Annotated in this window: 12 protein-coding genes; 8 read left to right on the top strand and 4 right to left on the bottom strand. The window is 50.4% G+C overall.

Annotated features, from left to right (window positions below; translation table 11 throughout):
• Positions 1-188: 188 nt before the first annotated feature.
• A complete protein-coding gene (locus PN477_RS05445; protein WP_272120425.1) occupies positions 189-479 on the bottom strand; it encodes a small RNA NsiR4-regulated ssr1528 family protein in 291 nt (96 codons plus the stop codon).
• 109 nt (positions 480-588) lie between these two features.
• Here PN477_RS05445 and proA point away from each other — a divergent pair, with 109 nt between their 5' ends.
• The 7 genes from proA (at position 589) to PN477_RS05410 (ending at position 5,767) form a co-directional block, all read left to right on the top strand.
• Complete coding sequence (gene proA, locus PN477_RS05440; RefSeq protein WP_272120427.1) at positions 589-1,896, top strand: glutamate-5-semialdehyde dehydrogenase; 1,308 nt, start codon at positions 589-591, stop codon at positions 1,894-1,896.
• Positions 1,893-2,255, top strand: coding sequence for a dihydroneopterin aldolase (gene folB, locus PN477_RS05435; protein ID WP_272120430.1), 363 nt, complete (start codon positions 1,893-1,895; stop codon positions 2,253-2,255). Before proA ends, folB begins: the two co-directional genes overlap by 4 nt.
• 98 nt (positions 2,256-2,353) lie before the next feature.
• Positions 2,354-2,614: a type II toxin-antitoxin system HicA family toxin gene (locus PN477_RS05430; protein ID WP_272120432.1), complete on the top strand. Its 261-nt coding sequence runs from the start codon at positions 2,354-2,356 to the stop codon at positions 2,612-2,614.
• Positions 2,604-2,816, top strand: coding sequence for a type II toxin-antitoxin system HicB family antitoxin (locus PN477_RS05425; RefSeq protein WP_272120433.1), 213 nt, complete (start codon positions 2,604-2,606; stop codon positions 2,814-2,816). The genes PN477_RS05430 and PN477_RS05425 overlap by 11 nt, the downstream gene beginning before the upstream one ends.
• 65 nt (positions 2,817-2,881) lie before the next feature.
• Positions 2,882-4,060, top strand: coding sequence for a restriction endonuclease subunit S (locus PN477_RS05420; RefSeq protein ID WP_272120435.1), 1,179 nt, complete (start codon positions 2,882-2,884; stop codon positions 4,058-4,060).
• A 192-nt stretch (positions 4,061-4,252) separates the two neighbouring features.
• Positions 4,253-4,468 (top strand): hypothetical protein, encoded by a 216-nt coding sequence (locus PN477_RS05415; protein WP_272120437.1) that lies wholly within the window; start codon positions 4,253-4,255, stop codon positions 4,466-4,468.
• A 111-nt stretch (positions 4,469-4,579) separates the two neighbouring features.
• Entirely contained in the window at positions 4,580-5,767 is a 1,188-nt protein-coding gene (locus PN477_RS05410) for a TRC40/GET3/ArsA family transport-energizing ATPase (protein ID WP_272120439.1), read from the top strand.
• A 90-nt stretch (positions 5,768-5,857) separates the two neighbouring features.
• Here the strand turns inward: PN477_RS05410 and ffh are convergent, their stop codons facing one another.
• On the bottom strand, positions 5,858-7,303 hold the full coding sequence (ffh, locus tag PN477_RS05405; protein ID WP_272120441.1) for a signal recognition particle protein: 1,446 nt from the start codon (positions 7,301-7,303) through the stop codon (positions 5,858-5,860).
• Positions 7,304-7,478: 175 nt separating this feature from the next.
• A complete protein-coding gene (locus tag PN477_RS05400) occupies positions 7,479-9,476 on the bottom strand; it encodes an ATP-binding protein (RefSeq protein ID WP_272120443.1) in 1,998 nt (665 codons plus the stop codon).
• 279 nt (positions 9,477-9,755) lie between these two features.
• On the opposite strand from PN477_RS05400, the gene PN477_RS05395 reads away from it, so the two are divergent.
• On the top strand, positions 9,756-12,389 hold the full coding sequence (locus PN477_RS05395; protein ID WP_272120445.1) for an eCIS core domain-containing protein: 2,634 nt from the start codon (positions 9,756-9,758) through the stop codon (positions 12,387-12,389).
• Positions 12,390-12,768: 379 nt separating this feature from the next.
• On the opposite strand, the gene PN477_RS05390 is transcribed toward PN477_RS05395, so the two are convergent.
• Positions 12,769-14,706, bottom strand: coding sequence for an ATP-binding protein (locus PN477_RS05390; protein ID WP_272120447.1), 1,938 nt, complete (start codon positions 14,704-14,706; stop codon positions 12,769-12,771).
• Between the last annotated feature and the right edge of the window lie 31 nt (positions 14,707-14,737).

Raw genomic sequence — 14,737 nt, 5'->3', positions numbered from 1 at the left:
GACATTCAGTGGACGTTAAACAGATGCTTGTGGAGGGGAATCTGGACGGGGTTTCAAGACAGAGATGACTTGAAACTAGACAAACCCAGTGAAACAAGAATCCCCCGTTATAATCTTTGATTTAACGGTGGGAGTGTCAACCCGTACCTTTGTTCCTAACCGCGCCCGACCCTTCCCGCTGCCGTCGGCTATTTGCCACCGTAATAAAACAGGATTTCTTTTTCCTTGAGGGGGGCAAAGTCGGCATCCAGGAGGCGTTGATTGAGTTCGGCTTGGGAGAGGTGTTTTGCACCGATGCGGACAATGCGCGATCGCATCGTATTGCTCACGCCGCTGCGTTGGCGATCGCCTTCTAAGCCCATCACATCCTGATACAACTGCAATTTTGCCGCCGGGATTGGGCTGCCGTCTAAATCAAGGCCTTGGGCGATCGCTGCATCCACAGCCTCAGCGCCGGTGGTTTTCGGGGTCTCAGTCATGGGTCAAACTCCATCAGATTATTCTTTCAACCTACCCCTAAATGGCTCATGATAATGGTGATTTAAAATAGACCTTCGGTGTTAAAACCAATCTAGGAGTTAGTTCACCATGATCGCCCCCGAAATTACCCCCACCTTAACCGAGTTGGGTCGCCAAACCCGCCACGCCGCCCAACAGTTGGCCGCCCTCTCCAGCAACGATCGCAACGCGGCCCTAGAGGCGATCGCTGCTGCCCTCGAAGCTGCCACCCCGGAGATTTTGGCCGCTAATCAGGCCGACTGTGATGCAGCGGAGCGGGACGGGATTGCTAAACCTCTCTATGCGCGGTTGAAGTTGGGGGCGAGTAAGTTACAGGGGGCGATCGCAGGCGTGCGGGATGTGGCGCAATTGCCCGATCCCGTTGGGTCAGTGCAGATTCATCGTGAACTGGATAGGGGGTTGGTGTTGAAGCGGGTGACCTGTCCGCTGGGGGTGTTGGGGATTATTTTTGAAGCCCGGCCCGATGCGCTGATTCAAATCACCAGTTTGGCGATTAAGTCCGGTAATGGCGTGATTTTGAAAGGGGGCAGCGAGGCGTTGCGATCGTGCCAAATCTTGGTGGATGTGATTCATCGCGCCCTGGCGACGACGGCGGTGAACCCGGACGCGGTGCAACTCCTCACCACTCGCGCCGAAATCCGATCGCTCCTCACCCTGGATGATTATGTGGATCTGATTATTCCCCGTGGCTCGAATCAGTTTGTGCGCTATATCCAAGCCAATACGCGGATTCCGGTGTTGGGCCATGCCGATGGGATTTGCCATCTTTATCTTGACCAGGCGGCGGATCATGGGATGGCGATCGCGATCGCGGTGGATGCGAAAACTCACTATCCGGCGGCCTGTAATGCGATTGAAACGCTGCTGGTACATGAAGCGATCGCGCCCCAACTCCTTCCCCCCCTCGCGGCTGCCCTCCAAGCCCAGGGCGTGGAATTGCGCGGTGATGCTGCGACCCGGCAGATTATCCCGATCAACCCTGCCACCGATGCAGATTGGGCGACGGAATATAGTGATCTGATTCTGTCGATTAAGGTGGTGGATTCTGTCACCGCTGCCATTGACCACATCAACACCTACGGCTCCAAACATACTGATGCGATCGTCACCCAAGATGAGGCGATCGCCCGCCAATTTCAACAAACCGTAGACGCGGCGGGGGTGTTTCACAATTGCTCGACGCGGTTCGCTGATGGGTTCCGCTACGGCTTCGGCGCAGAGGTGGGGATCAGCACCGCCCAAATGCCGCCCCGTGGCCCGGTGGGGTTAGAGGGCTTAATCACCTATAAATACGAGGTGGTGGGCCAGGGTCACATCGCTGCCACCTATACCGGCGAAAATGCAAAACCGTTCACCCATCGGGATTTAGGGGAATGAGCAGCGATCGCATCCACATCACTAACATCCGCGCCTACGGGTATACGGGGGCATTGCCGGAAGAAACGGTGTTAGGGCAATGGTTTTCGGTGGATCTGACTCTCTGGGTAGATCTGCGGGTGGCGGGGGCCCGCGATGATCTCAGGGAAACGCTGGACTATCGAGAGGCGATCGCGATCGTCCAAACCACGATCCAAACCCAACCCTACGCCCTGATCGAACGCCTCGCAACGGTGATTAGCGATCGCCTCCTCACCCTGCCCCGCATCACCCAAGTCCGCATCCAACTCACCAAGGAAGCCGCCCCCATCCCCAACTTCAGCGGCAAAATTGCGATCGATATTACCCGCCCAGAGTGATGGGGATGTTTTGGCTGTTTTGGGTTAATGACTGCATATCGAACCAGCACAATTTGCGTTTGAGTCTTTGGAATAGAGCAATGGATGGAGCTTTTTAGATGGGTAAATATGAAAAGCTATTATTGAAGATAATCGGGGGTAAATCGGACACAACTATTGATTTCAAACAACTTTGTGGTTTGTTGCTTAAGTTGGGTTTTGACCAAAGGGTGAAGGGTGACCACTTTATTTTCACGAGGGAGGATATTATTGAAATCATCAACATCCAGCCGCGAGGGTCACAGGCGAAGGCGTATCAAGTGAAGCAAATTAGAGGTTTAATTCTTAAATATAATTTAGGTGATCGCGATGTCAATTAAGTATCAGTTAGTGATTTATTGGAGCCATGAGGATGATTGCTTTGTGGTGGAGGTTCCGGAGTTGCCGGGATGTTTTGCGGATGGACAAAGTTATACGGAGGCGGTGCGTAATGTGGAGGTGGTAATTCGGGAATGGATCACGACGGCGCAAGAGTTGGGGCGGGAGGTTCCGGAACCGAGGGGGCGGCTCATCTCTGCGTGATGGGGTTGGGGATTTGTGGGTTTAGGGTTTGTTGTGTTTTGGATATTTTAGGGGGTTTTGAAAATATGATTGAAATCAAAAAGCCTGATGGTTGGAAGCAATCGACATTGGATAAGGTTGCAACCATTGAAAGATTATCAATACAACCAGATTCAATAAAAGAAGGAACTAAGTATATTGGACTAGAAAATATTAACAGAGGTGGAAATATTAAAGATTTTTCGATCGTGATGAACGGAGATATTGCAAGCAGTAAATTTCAATTTACAGAATCCCATATTTTGTATGGAAAACTTAGACCATATCTTAAAAAGATTTCTCGTCCTAGTTTCTTGGGCGTTTGTAGCACTGATATTTTGCCGATAAAGCCAAGCGAAAGTATTGACAAAAATTATCTATTTTATTACTTGAGACAAGAAATTTTAGTTAATTTGGCAACCACTAGATCAACTGGTGTAAATTTACCAAGAATTAGCCCAAAAATATTAGCAAAATTCCCTATTGTTTACCCGCCTCTTGAGGAGCAGAAGCGGATTGCGGCGATTTTGGATAAGGCGGACGGGGTGCGGCGTAAGCGTCGGGAGGCGATTCGGTTAACGGAAGAGTTGGCGCGATCGCTCTTCCTCGATATGTTCGGCGATCCCGCCACAAACCCCAAGGGGTGGGATGTTGTGAAGTTAGAAGAGTTGACAAATCGTCCAATTACATATGGAATTCTAAAGCCAGGAGAACATAATAAGAATGGAATTCCTATGTTAAGAATTCAGGATTTAGAAGATGGAACAGTAAAAACTTCAGGATTACATTGCGTATCCCAAAAATTATCAGATCAGTATAATAGGACAATTTTAAAAGGTGGGGAAATACTTGTATCACTTGTTGGTACTTTGGGAACAGTTGGAGTTGTTCCAAAAGAGCTATATGGGGCGAACATTCATAGAAATCTAGGATTAATTGATGTAAGAAGTGATTTGATTAATCCAAGGTTTATTGCAAGCTATTTAATATTTTCTGGAGTTTCTAGTTTCTTAAAGCGTCGAACCAAAGGGGGAGTACAAAGCTTGTTTAATCTTTCTGATTTGAGAGAACTTCCTGTTTTTCTTCCATCTAGAAAGCTACAAGAAGAATTTGATACTTTTTATCAGAAGCATGATCTATTTTATGCAAGAAGTCAGAAATTCAAACAACAATCAGAAAACCTATTCAACTCCCTCCTACAAAGAGCCTTCCGTGGCGACCTCTGAAATAATGAGCGAAACATTTAACCAAATTTTGAAATTGATTCATCAACAAGAAATCAAAAAGAGAGATTATCAAAACCAACCCATATATACTGTGTGGGGCATTCCCAAAAATGCCAAATCTCCCGCAGTCTTAATCACCGCCTATCGACCCAGCCCAGACCGTTGGGAACATGACCACAAAACTCGAAAACCATGAACACTAAAACCCAAACCAAAATCATTCGCCATGGTGACTACATGGCAGAAATTCAAATCACCCTAACCTATACCGATCATGATTGGTCACCTTACCTTGATCTTGCCGAAGCGCAAAAACTCGATCACCTGCGTCAAGCCCTGCAAAACCAAGACCTCCGAACCGCAGCCCAACTCGGACGACTGTATCGCCTCACCCCCGTTGAAGCATAAAGTGTCAAAGGGTAAGCGGCCCGGCGTACCTCGTCAGTCACTCCCCCAACCCGCTAAAGTAAAGAAACGTATCAATTTCTCATCACCCGCCCCCAAGTAGGATCAATACTCATGCGCTTAATCTTAATGACTGGCAAAGGAGGAGTCGGTAAAACCTCAGTCGCCGCCGCCACCGGCCTCCGCTGCGCCGAACTCGGCTACAAAACCCTCGTCCTGAGTACCGATCCTGCCCACTCCCTCGCCGACAGCTACGAAATCGACCTCGGCCACGAAGCCCAGCCAATCCGCCCCAACCTTTGGGCCGCCGAACTCGATGCCCTCATGGAACTCGAAGGCAACTGGGGCGCAGTCAAACGCTACATCACCCAAGTCCTCCAAGCCCGCGGCCTCGATGGTGTCCAAGCCGAAGAACTCGCCATCCTCCCCGGCATGGACGAAATTTTTGGCCTCGTGCGGATGAAACGCCACTACGACGACGGCGACTATGAGGTGCTGATCATCGACTCCGCCCCCACCGGAACCGCCCTCCGTCTCCTCAGCATCCCCGAAGTCGGTGGCTGGTATATGCGCCGCTTCTATAAACCCTTGCAAGGGATGTCCGTTGCCCTCCGTCCCCTCGTGGAGCCGTTTTTTAAGCCCATTGCCGGGTTTTCCCTGCCGGATAAAGAGGTGATGGATGCACCCTATGAGTTTTACGAACAAATCGAAGCCCTCGAAAAAGTCCTCACCGACAACCAAAAAACCTCGGTACGGTTAGTAACTAATCCTGAACGGATGGTGTTGAAAGAATCCCGCCGCGCCCATGCCTACCTGAGTTTGTACAACGTCGCCACGGATTTAATCATCGCCAATCGGATCATTCCTGATACCGTCAATGATCCGTTTTTCCAACAGTGGAAAGCCAATCAACAGGTTTACAAGCAAGAAATCCACAGCGATTTTCATCCCCTGCCCGTGAAAGAAGTGCCCCTTTATTCAACGGAAATGTGCGGTTTAGAAGCCCTCGATCGCCTCAAAAAAACTCTTTACGGCGATGAAGATCCCACCCAAATTTATTACCAAGAAAATACAATGCGCGTCGTCCAAGACGGCGATCAATACAGTCTTGAACTCTACCTACCCGGCATCCGCAAGGATCAAATTCAACTCAACAAAACCGGTGATGAATTAAATATCCGCATCGGCAACCATCGCCGTAATCTCGTCCTCCCCCAAGCCCTCGCCGCCCTCCAACCCGCTGGCGCAAAAATGGAAGAGGACTATCTCAAAATCCGCTTCAAAACGGTGATCATGACTTAGATCCTGACCTTCCGCAGGTTACTCCTTCCCCTCACCCCAAACCCCTCTCCCACAGGGCGAGGGGCTTCTGATCGCCCTCAAAGGCAGGGCTTACAGTTCGCCAAAGCCTTTCTTTTTCTTGGTTTTCTTGCGTTTTTTGCCGCCGCCCATGTTCGGCATCCCACCGCCGGGGCCGCCGCCGAACATGCCGCCGAGACCGCCGCCGCCCATGCCGGGCATTCCCATGCCAGGGATGCCGCCGCCTTGGCCCATTTGTTTCATCATCGATCGCATCCGGGTGAAGTCGGCGATCAGTTTCGAGACTGCGCGGACGGAATGGCCGGAGCCGCGAGCGATGCGATCGCGCCGACTCGGAGACTTCGCCAAGAGGTCGGGATCTTTGCGTTCGGCCATGGTCATCGAACTGATCATCGCTTCGGTGATTTTCAGTTGCGACTCGCCTTTTTGAAGGTCGGAACTGCTCAGTTTCCCCATGCCGGGAATGAGCTTCATAATCCCGCCCAACGACCCCATATTTTTCAGCAGTTTCATCTGCTTGAGGAAGTCGTTAAAGTCAAACCGCGCCTCCATGATTTTCTCTTGGAGTTCCGCCGCATCGGAGAGATCGATTTCCTCTTGGGCTTTTTCAACGAGGGTGAGAATGTCGCCCATGTTGAGGATGCGTGAGGCCATGCGATCGGGATAGAAAGGCTGGAGGGCTTCCACCTTTTCCCCCACCCCGATGAACTTAATCGGCTGGCCGGAAATGCAGCGCACCGAAAGCGCCGCCCCGCCTCGGCTGTCCCCGTCCATTTTCGTCAGGATCGCCCCCGTGATGCCGATTTCATCGTGGAAGGTGCGGGTGAGGTTGGCGGCCTCTTGCCCGGTCATGGCATCAACGACGAGGAGGGTGTCATCGGGCTTGGCGATCGCTTTAATCTGGGCCAACTCGCCCATCATGTCTGCGTCAATTTGCAACCGTCCGGCGGTATCGATGATCACCGTATCCACGCCCAATTCTTTCGCCCGTTCCACCCCTTGGCGGGCAATTTCGACGGGGTTCGCATCTTTGCCGAGGTCAAAGACGGGCACATCAATCTGTTGCCCTAGGGTAATTAATTGATCGATCGCTGCCGGACGATAAACATCGGTGGCCACCATCAAACAACTACGCTGCTCTTTGCGGAGGTAGAGGGCGAGTTTAGCGGTGGCGGTGGTTTTCCCGGTTCCTTGCAGCCCGGCCATGAGGATCACGGTGGGGGCGGTGTCGGCATGGGCGAGGGGGGCGTTGCTGTCGCCCATGATCGCAATCAATTCATCATGGACGATTTTGATAAATTGTTGATCGGGACGGACTCCGGTGATCACTTCTGCACCGAGGGCTTTTTGCTCGACTTCTTTGACAAAATCCCGCACCACTTGCAGGTTTACATCGGCTTCGAGGAGGGCCCGCCGCACTTCTTTGAGCGCGTCTTTGATGTTGGTGTCGGAGATTTTGTCTTGGCCGCGTAGCTTTTTCCAAGCGTCTTCTAAGCGGTCGGCGAGAGCGTCAAACATGGTGGGTTACGTCGAGTGAAGTCAGGGGTGCATCGAATCCGGTTGGGTGTGAGATTCGAGGGTAACCCTTAGAATAGCGTGTTTCTGGGCCGTTCTAAAGGAGGGGCCGGGGCGCGATCGCACCTCTCACCGCCCAATTTCGGCGCGATCGCTCCCCTTGATTTCTGGCTCCCCCTCAGTTTTCGACCCGTTGCGGCTCCAACCACGCATCTAGATCAATCCCCGTCAGGGCTTGACCAATTTTTAAATATTCGACGCGGGCGGCTTTGAGGAGATGTTTCATTTGGATCGGCTCATGGGCTTCGGCGGCATTGAAGGCGGCATTGAGGGCGATCGCTCGAATATTTCCCCCGGCTACTTCAAGCTGGGCCAATTCGTCATAATCCAACGCCTGGGTGGGGGTTTGAGGGGGGAAAATGCGCTGCCAGATGGCGTAACGATGCTCTGCCTTGGGAAACGGAAAGGTGAGCATAAACCGGAGCCGCCGCACAAAGGCCTGATCAAGGGAATCGCGGAGATTGGTGGTTAAAATCGCCAAGCCTTGATAGGATTCCATCCGTTGTAAGAGGTAACTCACTTCTAAATTGGCGTGGCGATCGTGGCTATCTTTCACCTCGCTCCGCTTGCCAAACAAAGCATCAGCTTCATCGAAGAGTAAAACCGCTGATCCGGCTTCGGCAGCGTCGAAAATTTGGCGGAGATTTTTCTCAGTTTCGCCAATGTATTTACTACTCACGGCACTGAGATCAATGCGATAGAGATCGAGTTGGAATTCTTGGGCCAGCACTTCGGCGGCCATGGTTTTCCCCGTCCCACTGGCCCCGGAAAATAACGCCGTCATCCCTAAACCGCGATTATTTTGAGCCGCAAAGCCCCATTCTTGATAGACCTTAGACCGTTGACGCAGTTGGACAGCAATTTGCTGCAAAATTTTCAGTTGATTTTCCGGTAAAACCAAATCTGACCAAGTGGCTTTAGTATCAATGCGTTGGGCAAGGTCATCTAAGCGGGGGCGGGCCATGGTGCGGCAAATTTGCCACAGTTGTTGGGCAATGATCGAGGGAGATGCGGTGGAGGTTGACTCGGTTTGAGGTTGTTTTTGAAGATGATGGGCAGCGGCTTGAATCGCCTGGGGACTGAGGTTAAATTGTGACACCATCATCCCTAACTCACCACTGAGGAGGTGGGTCGCCTCACCTAGGTTCCGCTGCCAGAGATCCAGTTGTTCTTGATAGGTGAGGGAGAGGATTTCAAGGGTAATGAGGGGATGGCGGGGGCTTTGGATGCGTTCTTCCGTGAAGATGAGCAGGGGGGGTGGCAGATCGGTGATCAGTTGGGTGGCGATCGCCCCTTTGGCCCCATCAGCAAAATTGAAGCCGTCAAGATCGAGAATTAACAAGCTTTGGGTGAGGGCGGCTTCCCGTTGCCAGCGTTGGGTGATGTAGCGGAGGTTGTCCCGGTCGGTGGGGAGGCGATCGCCCCATAAAATTTTCACAGGTCTCTGGAGAGCTTCCCCCACAGCGGCAGCGATCGCCCGTTTATCACTATGCTCCACACCACACAGTTGCACCATCCCCGGAGTCTCAGCCGTCAGCAGTGTTAACAGGTTCTCCACAATCTGAGCATGGGAGGGGGGCAACATTGCCGCCGTATCCGCCACCAGGGGACTCATGAAGGAAGCGAGGCGATCGTCTTGGTAGGGTTCCCCCATCAAGTAATGCAAAATCGTTTCATCGATTTGCAGCGGGCATTGGGTAATGACTGGGCCAGTTCCCACATCCAGGAGTTGCCAACGGCGGAGGGGCCCTTGGGGTGTGAAAGCATTCCAATGGGCATGGGCAAAAAGTTGTAACCCCAGGCCAAAGGTGGGATAGGGCATCTGGGGGTTATGGTTGAAGCTGGCACAGAGGGCAGAAAACCGGGGAAAAAGGGCAACGCCAACGGCCATGAGCAGCGAATTCAGTTCAAAGGGAGAGAGGTTAAATGTGGTGTAAAGCGTTTCTAGGCGGGAAGGGGGGGAAAGTGCCGGGATCTGGATCATGGGATCACGATCTCCCCCGATATCCTCGTCGGGGTTTTGTTGAGCAGACCACCGCCGTTCTAAAAACTGCTGAAGCTGATTAACATTTTCAATCAAGGATTGTGAATTGACGGCGTGCCAATCATTATTCATCGCTTTATATCGCTGAATCGGTTTTAAACAAGTATCTCTTTTGAGTTATCAATGATAGATTCACTTCTTTTCAAGATTTACTATTTACCCACATTGTAACGAACCAGAATTGTTTTCACTTGTCAAGTGAAAACAATAGAAGGTGATTTAAAAATCTAGACTAAAGTCGTATTTCAATTCACCTCTCATGATGTTATAAACTCCCGTAATGCCCGATCAAAACTGAGGGCAAAATTCCGCATAGATTCCGTATATTCCTCAGCTTCGATAGGTGACACCATGGCTAAAAATCAAGTTCAACAGTCTCGTCCTTTTGTGCCGCCCGTCCAAAAAAAGGCTTCCCATCTAGCCCCTTCACCCCGCGCTGTGCCACCATCGGTGGTGGCGGTCGAGGGTTCTGGCCTGCTGCCGGTTCAGGCGAAGTTAACCTTGGGGGAGGTGGGCGATCGCTACGAACAGGAAGCCGATGCCACCGCCAAACAAGTGGTACAGGCCATCAATGCCCCCACCGTCCAAACGAAATCCACCCCGATTCAACCCGTTGGCCGCAATCTCACCCCTTCACCCCTTGCGGGAGTCATGCAGGCTCAGGGAAATTTAGGAGGCGGGGCTGTTGCTGCGGATGTGGAAACTGGGATTCAACGGGCCAAGGGAGGGGGTCAATCTCTAGACACGAATTTGCAGGAATCCATGGGCCAGGCCATGGGGGCAGATTTTAGCAACGTGCGGATTCATACCAATGGCCAGTCCGATCAACTCAATACCGCCATCCAAGCTAAGGCGTTTACCACCGGGCAAGACGTATTTTTCCGCCAAGGCGAATACAACCCCAACAGCACAGCAGGTCAGGAATTAATCGCCCACGAATTAACCCATGTGGTACAGCAATCCGGCGGCTCCCAATCCGTCCAGAAACAAGAGTCTCAAGTGAATAATTTGGGAACCCTTCAAGACCTCTACAAAAATTATTTGACGTTTAATATCAGTTGTCTTCAAAAAGTTTACGATTTACATAATAAAGTAGATCAAATTATTGGCGATCAAGCGAAGAAGAGTGGTAAAAGTATTCCCCCTAAGGAGCGTCGCAATGTTTTGAAGACAATTGAGGCAGACTTTGATGGCTTGATTAAGCAGTCTAGTCAATGCTTGAATATGCTTAAAAAAATCCAAGCTTTACCAGCAAATACAGCCGTTGAAACGAATATGAAAGCACACGTCGCTGAAGAGATTCAATTTGCCTTATCTAACCAACAGAATCTAGCTAGTTTTAAATCAGAAGTCAAAGATTCCTTTAAAGCAATAACTACCATCGAAAATCAACGAGATCTTGATCTTCAAGACATGGTGGCTGCGGTGCAAATTAATTTGATGCCGCTAGATTACTTTATTGAAAAAACAACTCCTTTCTTTGGCTCTCGAAAAAATGAAAGGTTTGCCGTAATTGATAATGGTTTTAAAATGTTTATACAAGCAAGACAAGCATTTTTTGCTAAACAGGGAGGCATGAGCGTTGTTGATCAAATTAAAATGATTTTGTCTCTCAAGACTTTGATTGAACAAGGTTTGGTTGAACCTTGTTCTGAATACATCAAATCATTTGGCGAAGATACTACTGTGTCTAGTCTTCTGACGATCGTATTTAAGATTCACAGCAAGCTCCTAAAACCCGCCAATATTTACAAAGAAATACAAGAACCTCCCGTATACATGGAAGGAATATTTGAAACCCTCAAAGATATCAAAGGAAGTATAGAAGATTATCAGTCACTTATTGATAATTTTGAACATCTTGCACCGGAAGATCTAGAAGTAGATGTGACGATTAAACCTCCCAGCTTGCAAGAAGGTCAGGGTGAAAAGGTTAAAATTGAGGATGGCAAACAGAGTGGAGGGAGCGATCGCCAAACGGCTCAGGGTCAAGAGGATGCCACTGAAATAGACTCAACTCAATATTTCTTGACTAATGAGATCATGACCGCAGCGGAATTTGAAAAGCAAGAAGCGGCGGTCTTTGACTATAAAATGAGTAATGGTGATCATGCACAGAAGGAAGACTATATCCAGTCCCATAGCCAGATGATCAATATTTTGCAGGAGTATGAAAAATTCCGGGATCAAAATTCAAAGGGAATAAGCAATCTTACTGATGCCCTTAATTTACTCGATCAGATGAGCCGAATTACGGGTGATTATTGGGATTGCATTAGCCCAAAAGAAGCGAAGGACTGCCCTGCAACTTGCGCTAGATCGATCTACAGCAATATTGAGGATGAATCAGACAAACTGTTATCTGCACTGAAGAAGAAATCCTCTGCGGACAATGCTCAAGATAGCTCGACAAAAAATGTAAACCAAAATTCTGCAACTTCTGGGGAAGGTTCTAGTCCTCAAAAAAATACAGAAGTAGAAATCAAACAACCTAAAACTCAAGCAAAACTTAAACCTAAAACTGAAAGAAAACTGCCTAGTCCAAAAGGAACTTTACAACAGGGCGAAATGTATGATAATGCCGCTGAAAAACATCGCCAGTTTGGTACACAAATCATGTTGAGAGATATACTTATTAAGAAATTGAACTTTATTCCAGGCAAGCCGGTGTCTGGTTCTTATGAACAATCTACCTTCAATTTAAACGAACTTGCTGAGGCAATGTCGTACTACCATCGTCAAAAGACAAAAACTGATTATGACTCACGAACTTCGATCAGAAAACTCTTGCCAGCCATCATCGATATTATAAATTGCTGCGAAGCAGCTTATCCAGAGTTTGACCCCAACGGCAAGAATGATCCCAACACCCAGGATGTAATTCGCCATGTCTATGATCAAGCGTTTAAAGAGCAAACATTGCTCTTTAATCGGATTGAAACCCTCACGAATAACCGCAAGAAGTCGCAGAAAAGCGAGGTTTAGCCAGATGGCAGAGGGTTCTAACTCACTTTCCGCAGGTTCAGACAAATGATGGTACTGAATGATGCGTCAGACCATTCAACCCTCTATAGCAATCCTATTTGATTCATGAACAGGCAAGGGGCTGAAGCCCCTTGTTGATGAGGAGATAAGATCTCCGATTGATTTAAGATCGCTATATATCATCATGAATTCATCAATCTGACGCACCATTGATGGAGCAATGTTTGAGTAACTTGCGGAATGTCACATCCAGACGGTTTTCTTGGGTTGAATTGGTATTTATTGCTGAGTCGGGGCTTTCTTTTTTTCAGTCTCAGCGTTTTTCTTGCCCCTTTCTGTTCATCAAACTCACGTTAGCCAGATAGTTGATCGCCCCTGATTATGATGCGGATGCGGTGACGTTTTCCGGATCGAGCCATACCTCAAGATCGATATTGGTTAAGGGTTGACCGATTTTTAAATATTCGACGCGCACGGCTTTGAGGAGATGTTTCATTTGGATCGGCTCATGGGCTTCGGCGGCAACGAAGGCGGCATTGAGGGCGATCGCTCGAATATTTCCCCCCGCTACTTCAAGCTGGGCCAATTCGTCATAATCCAACGCCTGGGTGGGGGTTTGAGGGGGAAAAATGCGCTGCCAGATGGCGTAACGATGTTCTGCCTTGGGAAACGGAAAGGTGAGCATAAACCGGAGCCGCCGCACAAAGGCCTGATCGAGGGAATCGCGGAGATTGGTGGTTAAAATCGCCAAGCCTTGATAGGATTCCATCCGTTGTAAGAGGTAACTCACTTCTAAATTGGCGTGGCGATCGTGACTATCTTTTACCTGCGTTCGTTTGCCAAATAAAGCATCAGCTTCATCGAAGAGTAAAACGGCTGATCCGGCTTCGGCAGCGTCGAAAATTTGGCGGAGATTTTTCTCGGTTTCGCCAATGTATTTACTACTAACGGCGCTGAGATCAATGCGATAGAGATCGAGTTGGAATTCTTGGGCCAGCACTTCGGCGGCCATGGTTTTCCCCGTCCCACTGGCCCCGGCAAAGAGAGCCGTAATCCCCAGCCCCCGAACACTTTTGGCGGCGAACCCCCATTTTTCGTAAACTTTGGCGCGTTGTTTGACGTGGGTAGCGATGTCGCGGAGGATGGTACGTTCGCGATCGGGCAAGACGAGGTCGTCCCAGGTGGCGGTGCAGTGGATGCGCTGGGCGAGGTGGTCGAGTTGGGGGCGGGCTTGGGTGCGGCAATAGTGCCAGAGGCGATCGCTTAAATCGGGGCTGGGGACATCTTGGACGGCAGCGCAGGCCGCTTGGATCGTGTGGCTGTTGAGGCTGAATTGGGCAACGAGGGGATCGAGGTGGCCGTTGAGATCGGCGGCGCGATCGCCGAGATAGGTGTGCCACAGTTGCCGCTTTTCGCGGTAGGGGAGGGGGCGCAATTCAAAGGTGAGGCTGGTTTCGTTGAGGGGTTGGCGGCTTTGGTTGCTCAGGATCAGAGGAACGGGGAGGCCGGCGACAAAGGACGCGATCGCGATTTTTTGCTCCGGCTGGGTTTGGGCATCGGCATCAATCAAGAGGATCGCTTGGCTGAGAATGGCTTCCCGCAACCATTGCTGCTTTAGGGTGGTGAGGGTGTCGCGATCGCTGCTCAGATTACTAATCGGGAGTTGATAAATCTGCAAGCCTAACGTCTGGGCAATGGTGAGGGCGATCGCACGTTTGGCCTGGCGATCTGTGCCGCACAGTTGCACCAGGGGATACTGACCGGAACGCCAGACGGGGATGACTTGATCGGCGATCGCTTGCTGGGACGGCGGCAGGGCGATGGTTTCGAGGCTGAGGGGATGAATCCAAGGAGCTAGGGCGCGATCGAACGCAGGCACGCCCAGTAAATCGCACAAAATCCGAGGGTCAAGGGTCAACCGAGCGCGGGTCAATCCCAACGTTGCATCCAGCTTCACCACCTGCCACCGTAACAACGGACATTGGGGCGACAGCACATCCCACGCCGCATCGGGAAACAACATCAACGCCAGCGCCAGAGTCGGATAGCTATGGTCTGGGTTGCCCATCATCTGAGCGCAGAGGGTCGCACCATGGGGATCAAGTTCCATCGCCCCACAGAGCAGCACAATTTTCGCTTCAAACGAAGACAACCCCAACCGCTGCGACAGACTCGCCAAGCGTGATACGGGCGGCGGCGGATGGTCGCGCTGCACTTGACCGGATTCGAGATAGTGGCTGAGGTGCGATCGCACCCATGCAACCCCGTTATAAAGTTCCTGTAATTGGTCTGAATGGGTTGTTTGAGTCTCGGTCATGAGTCTTTTTTTTATCGTGAATTTCTATTGC

Source organism: Spirulina subsalsa CS-330, from assembly GCF_028330765.1.
GTDB classification, from domain to species: domain Bacteria; phylum Cyanobacteriota; class Cyanobacteriia; order Cyanobacteriales; family Spirulinaceae; genus Spirulina; species Spirulina subsalsa_A.
This window is presented reverse-complemented; position numbering and strand designations above follow the sequence as displayed.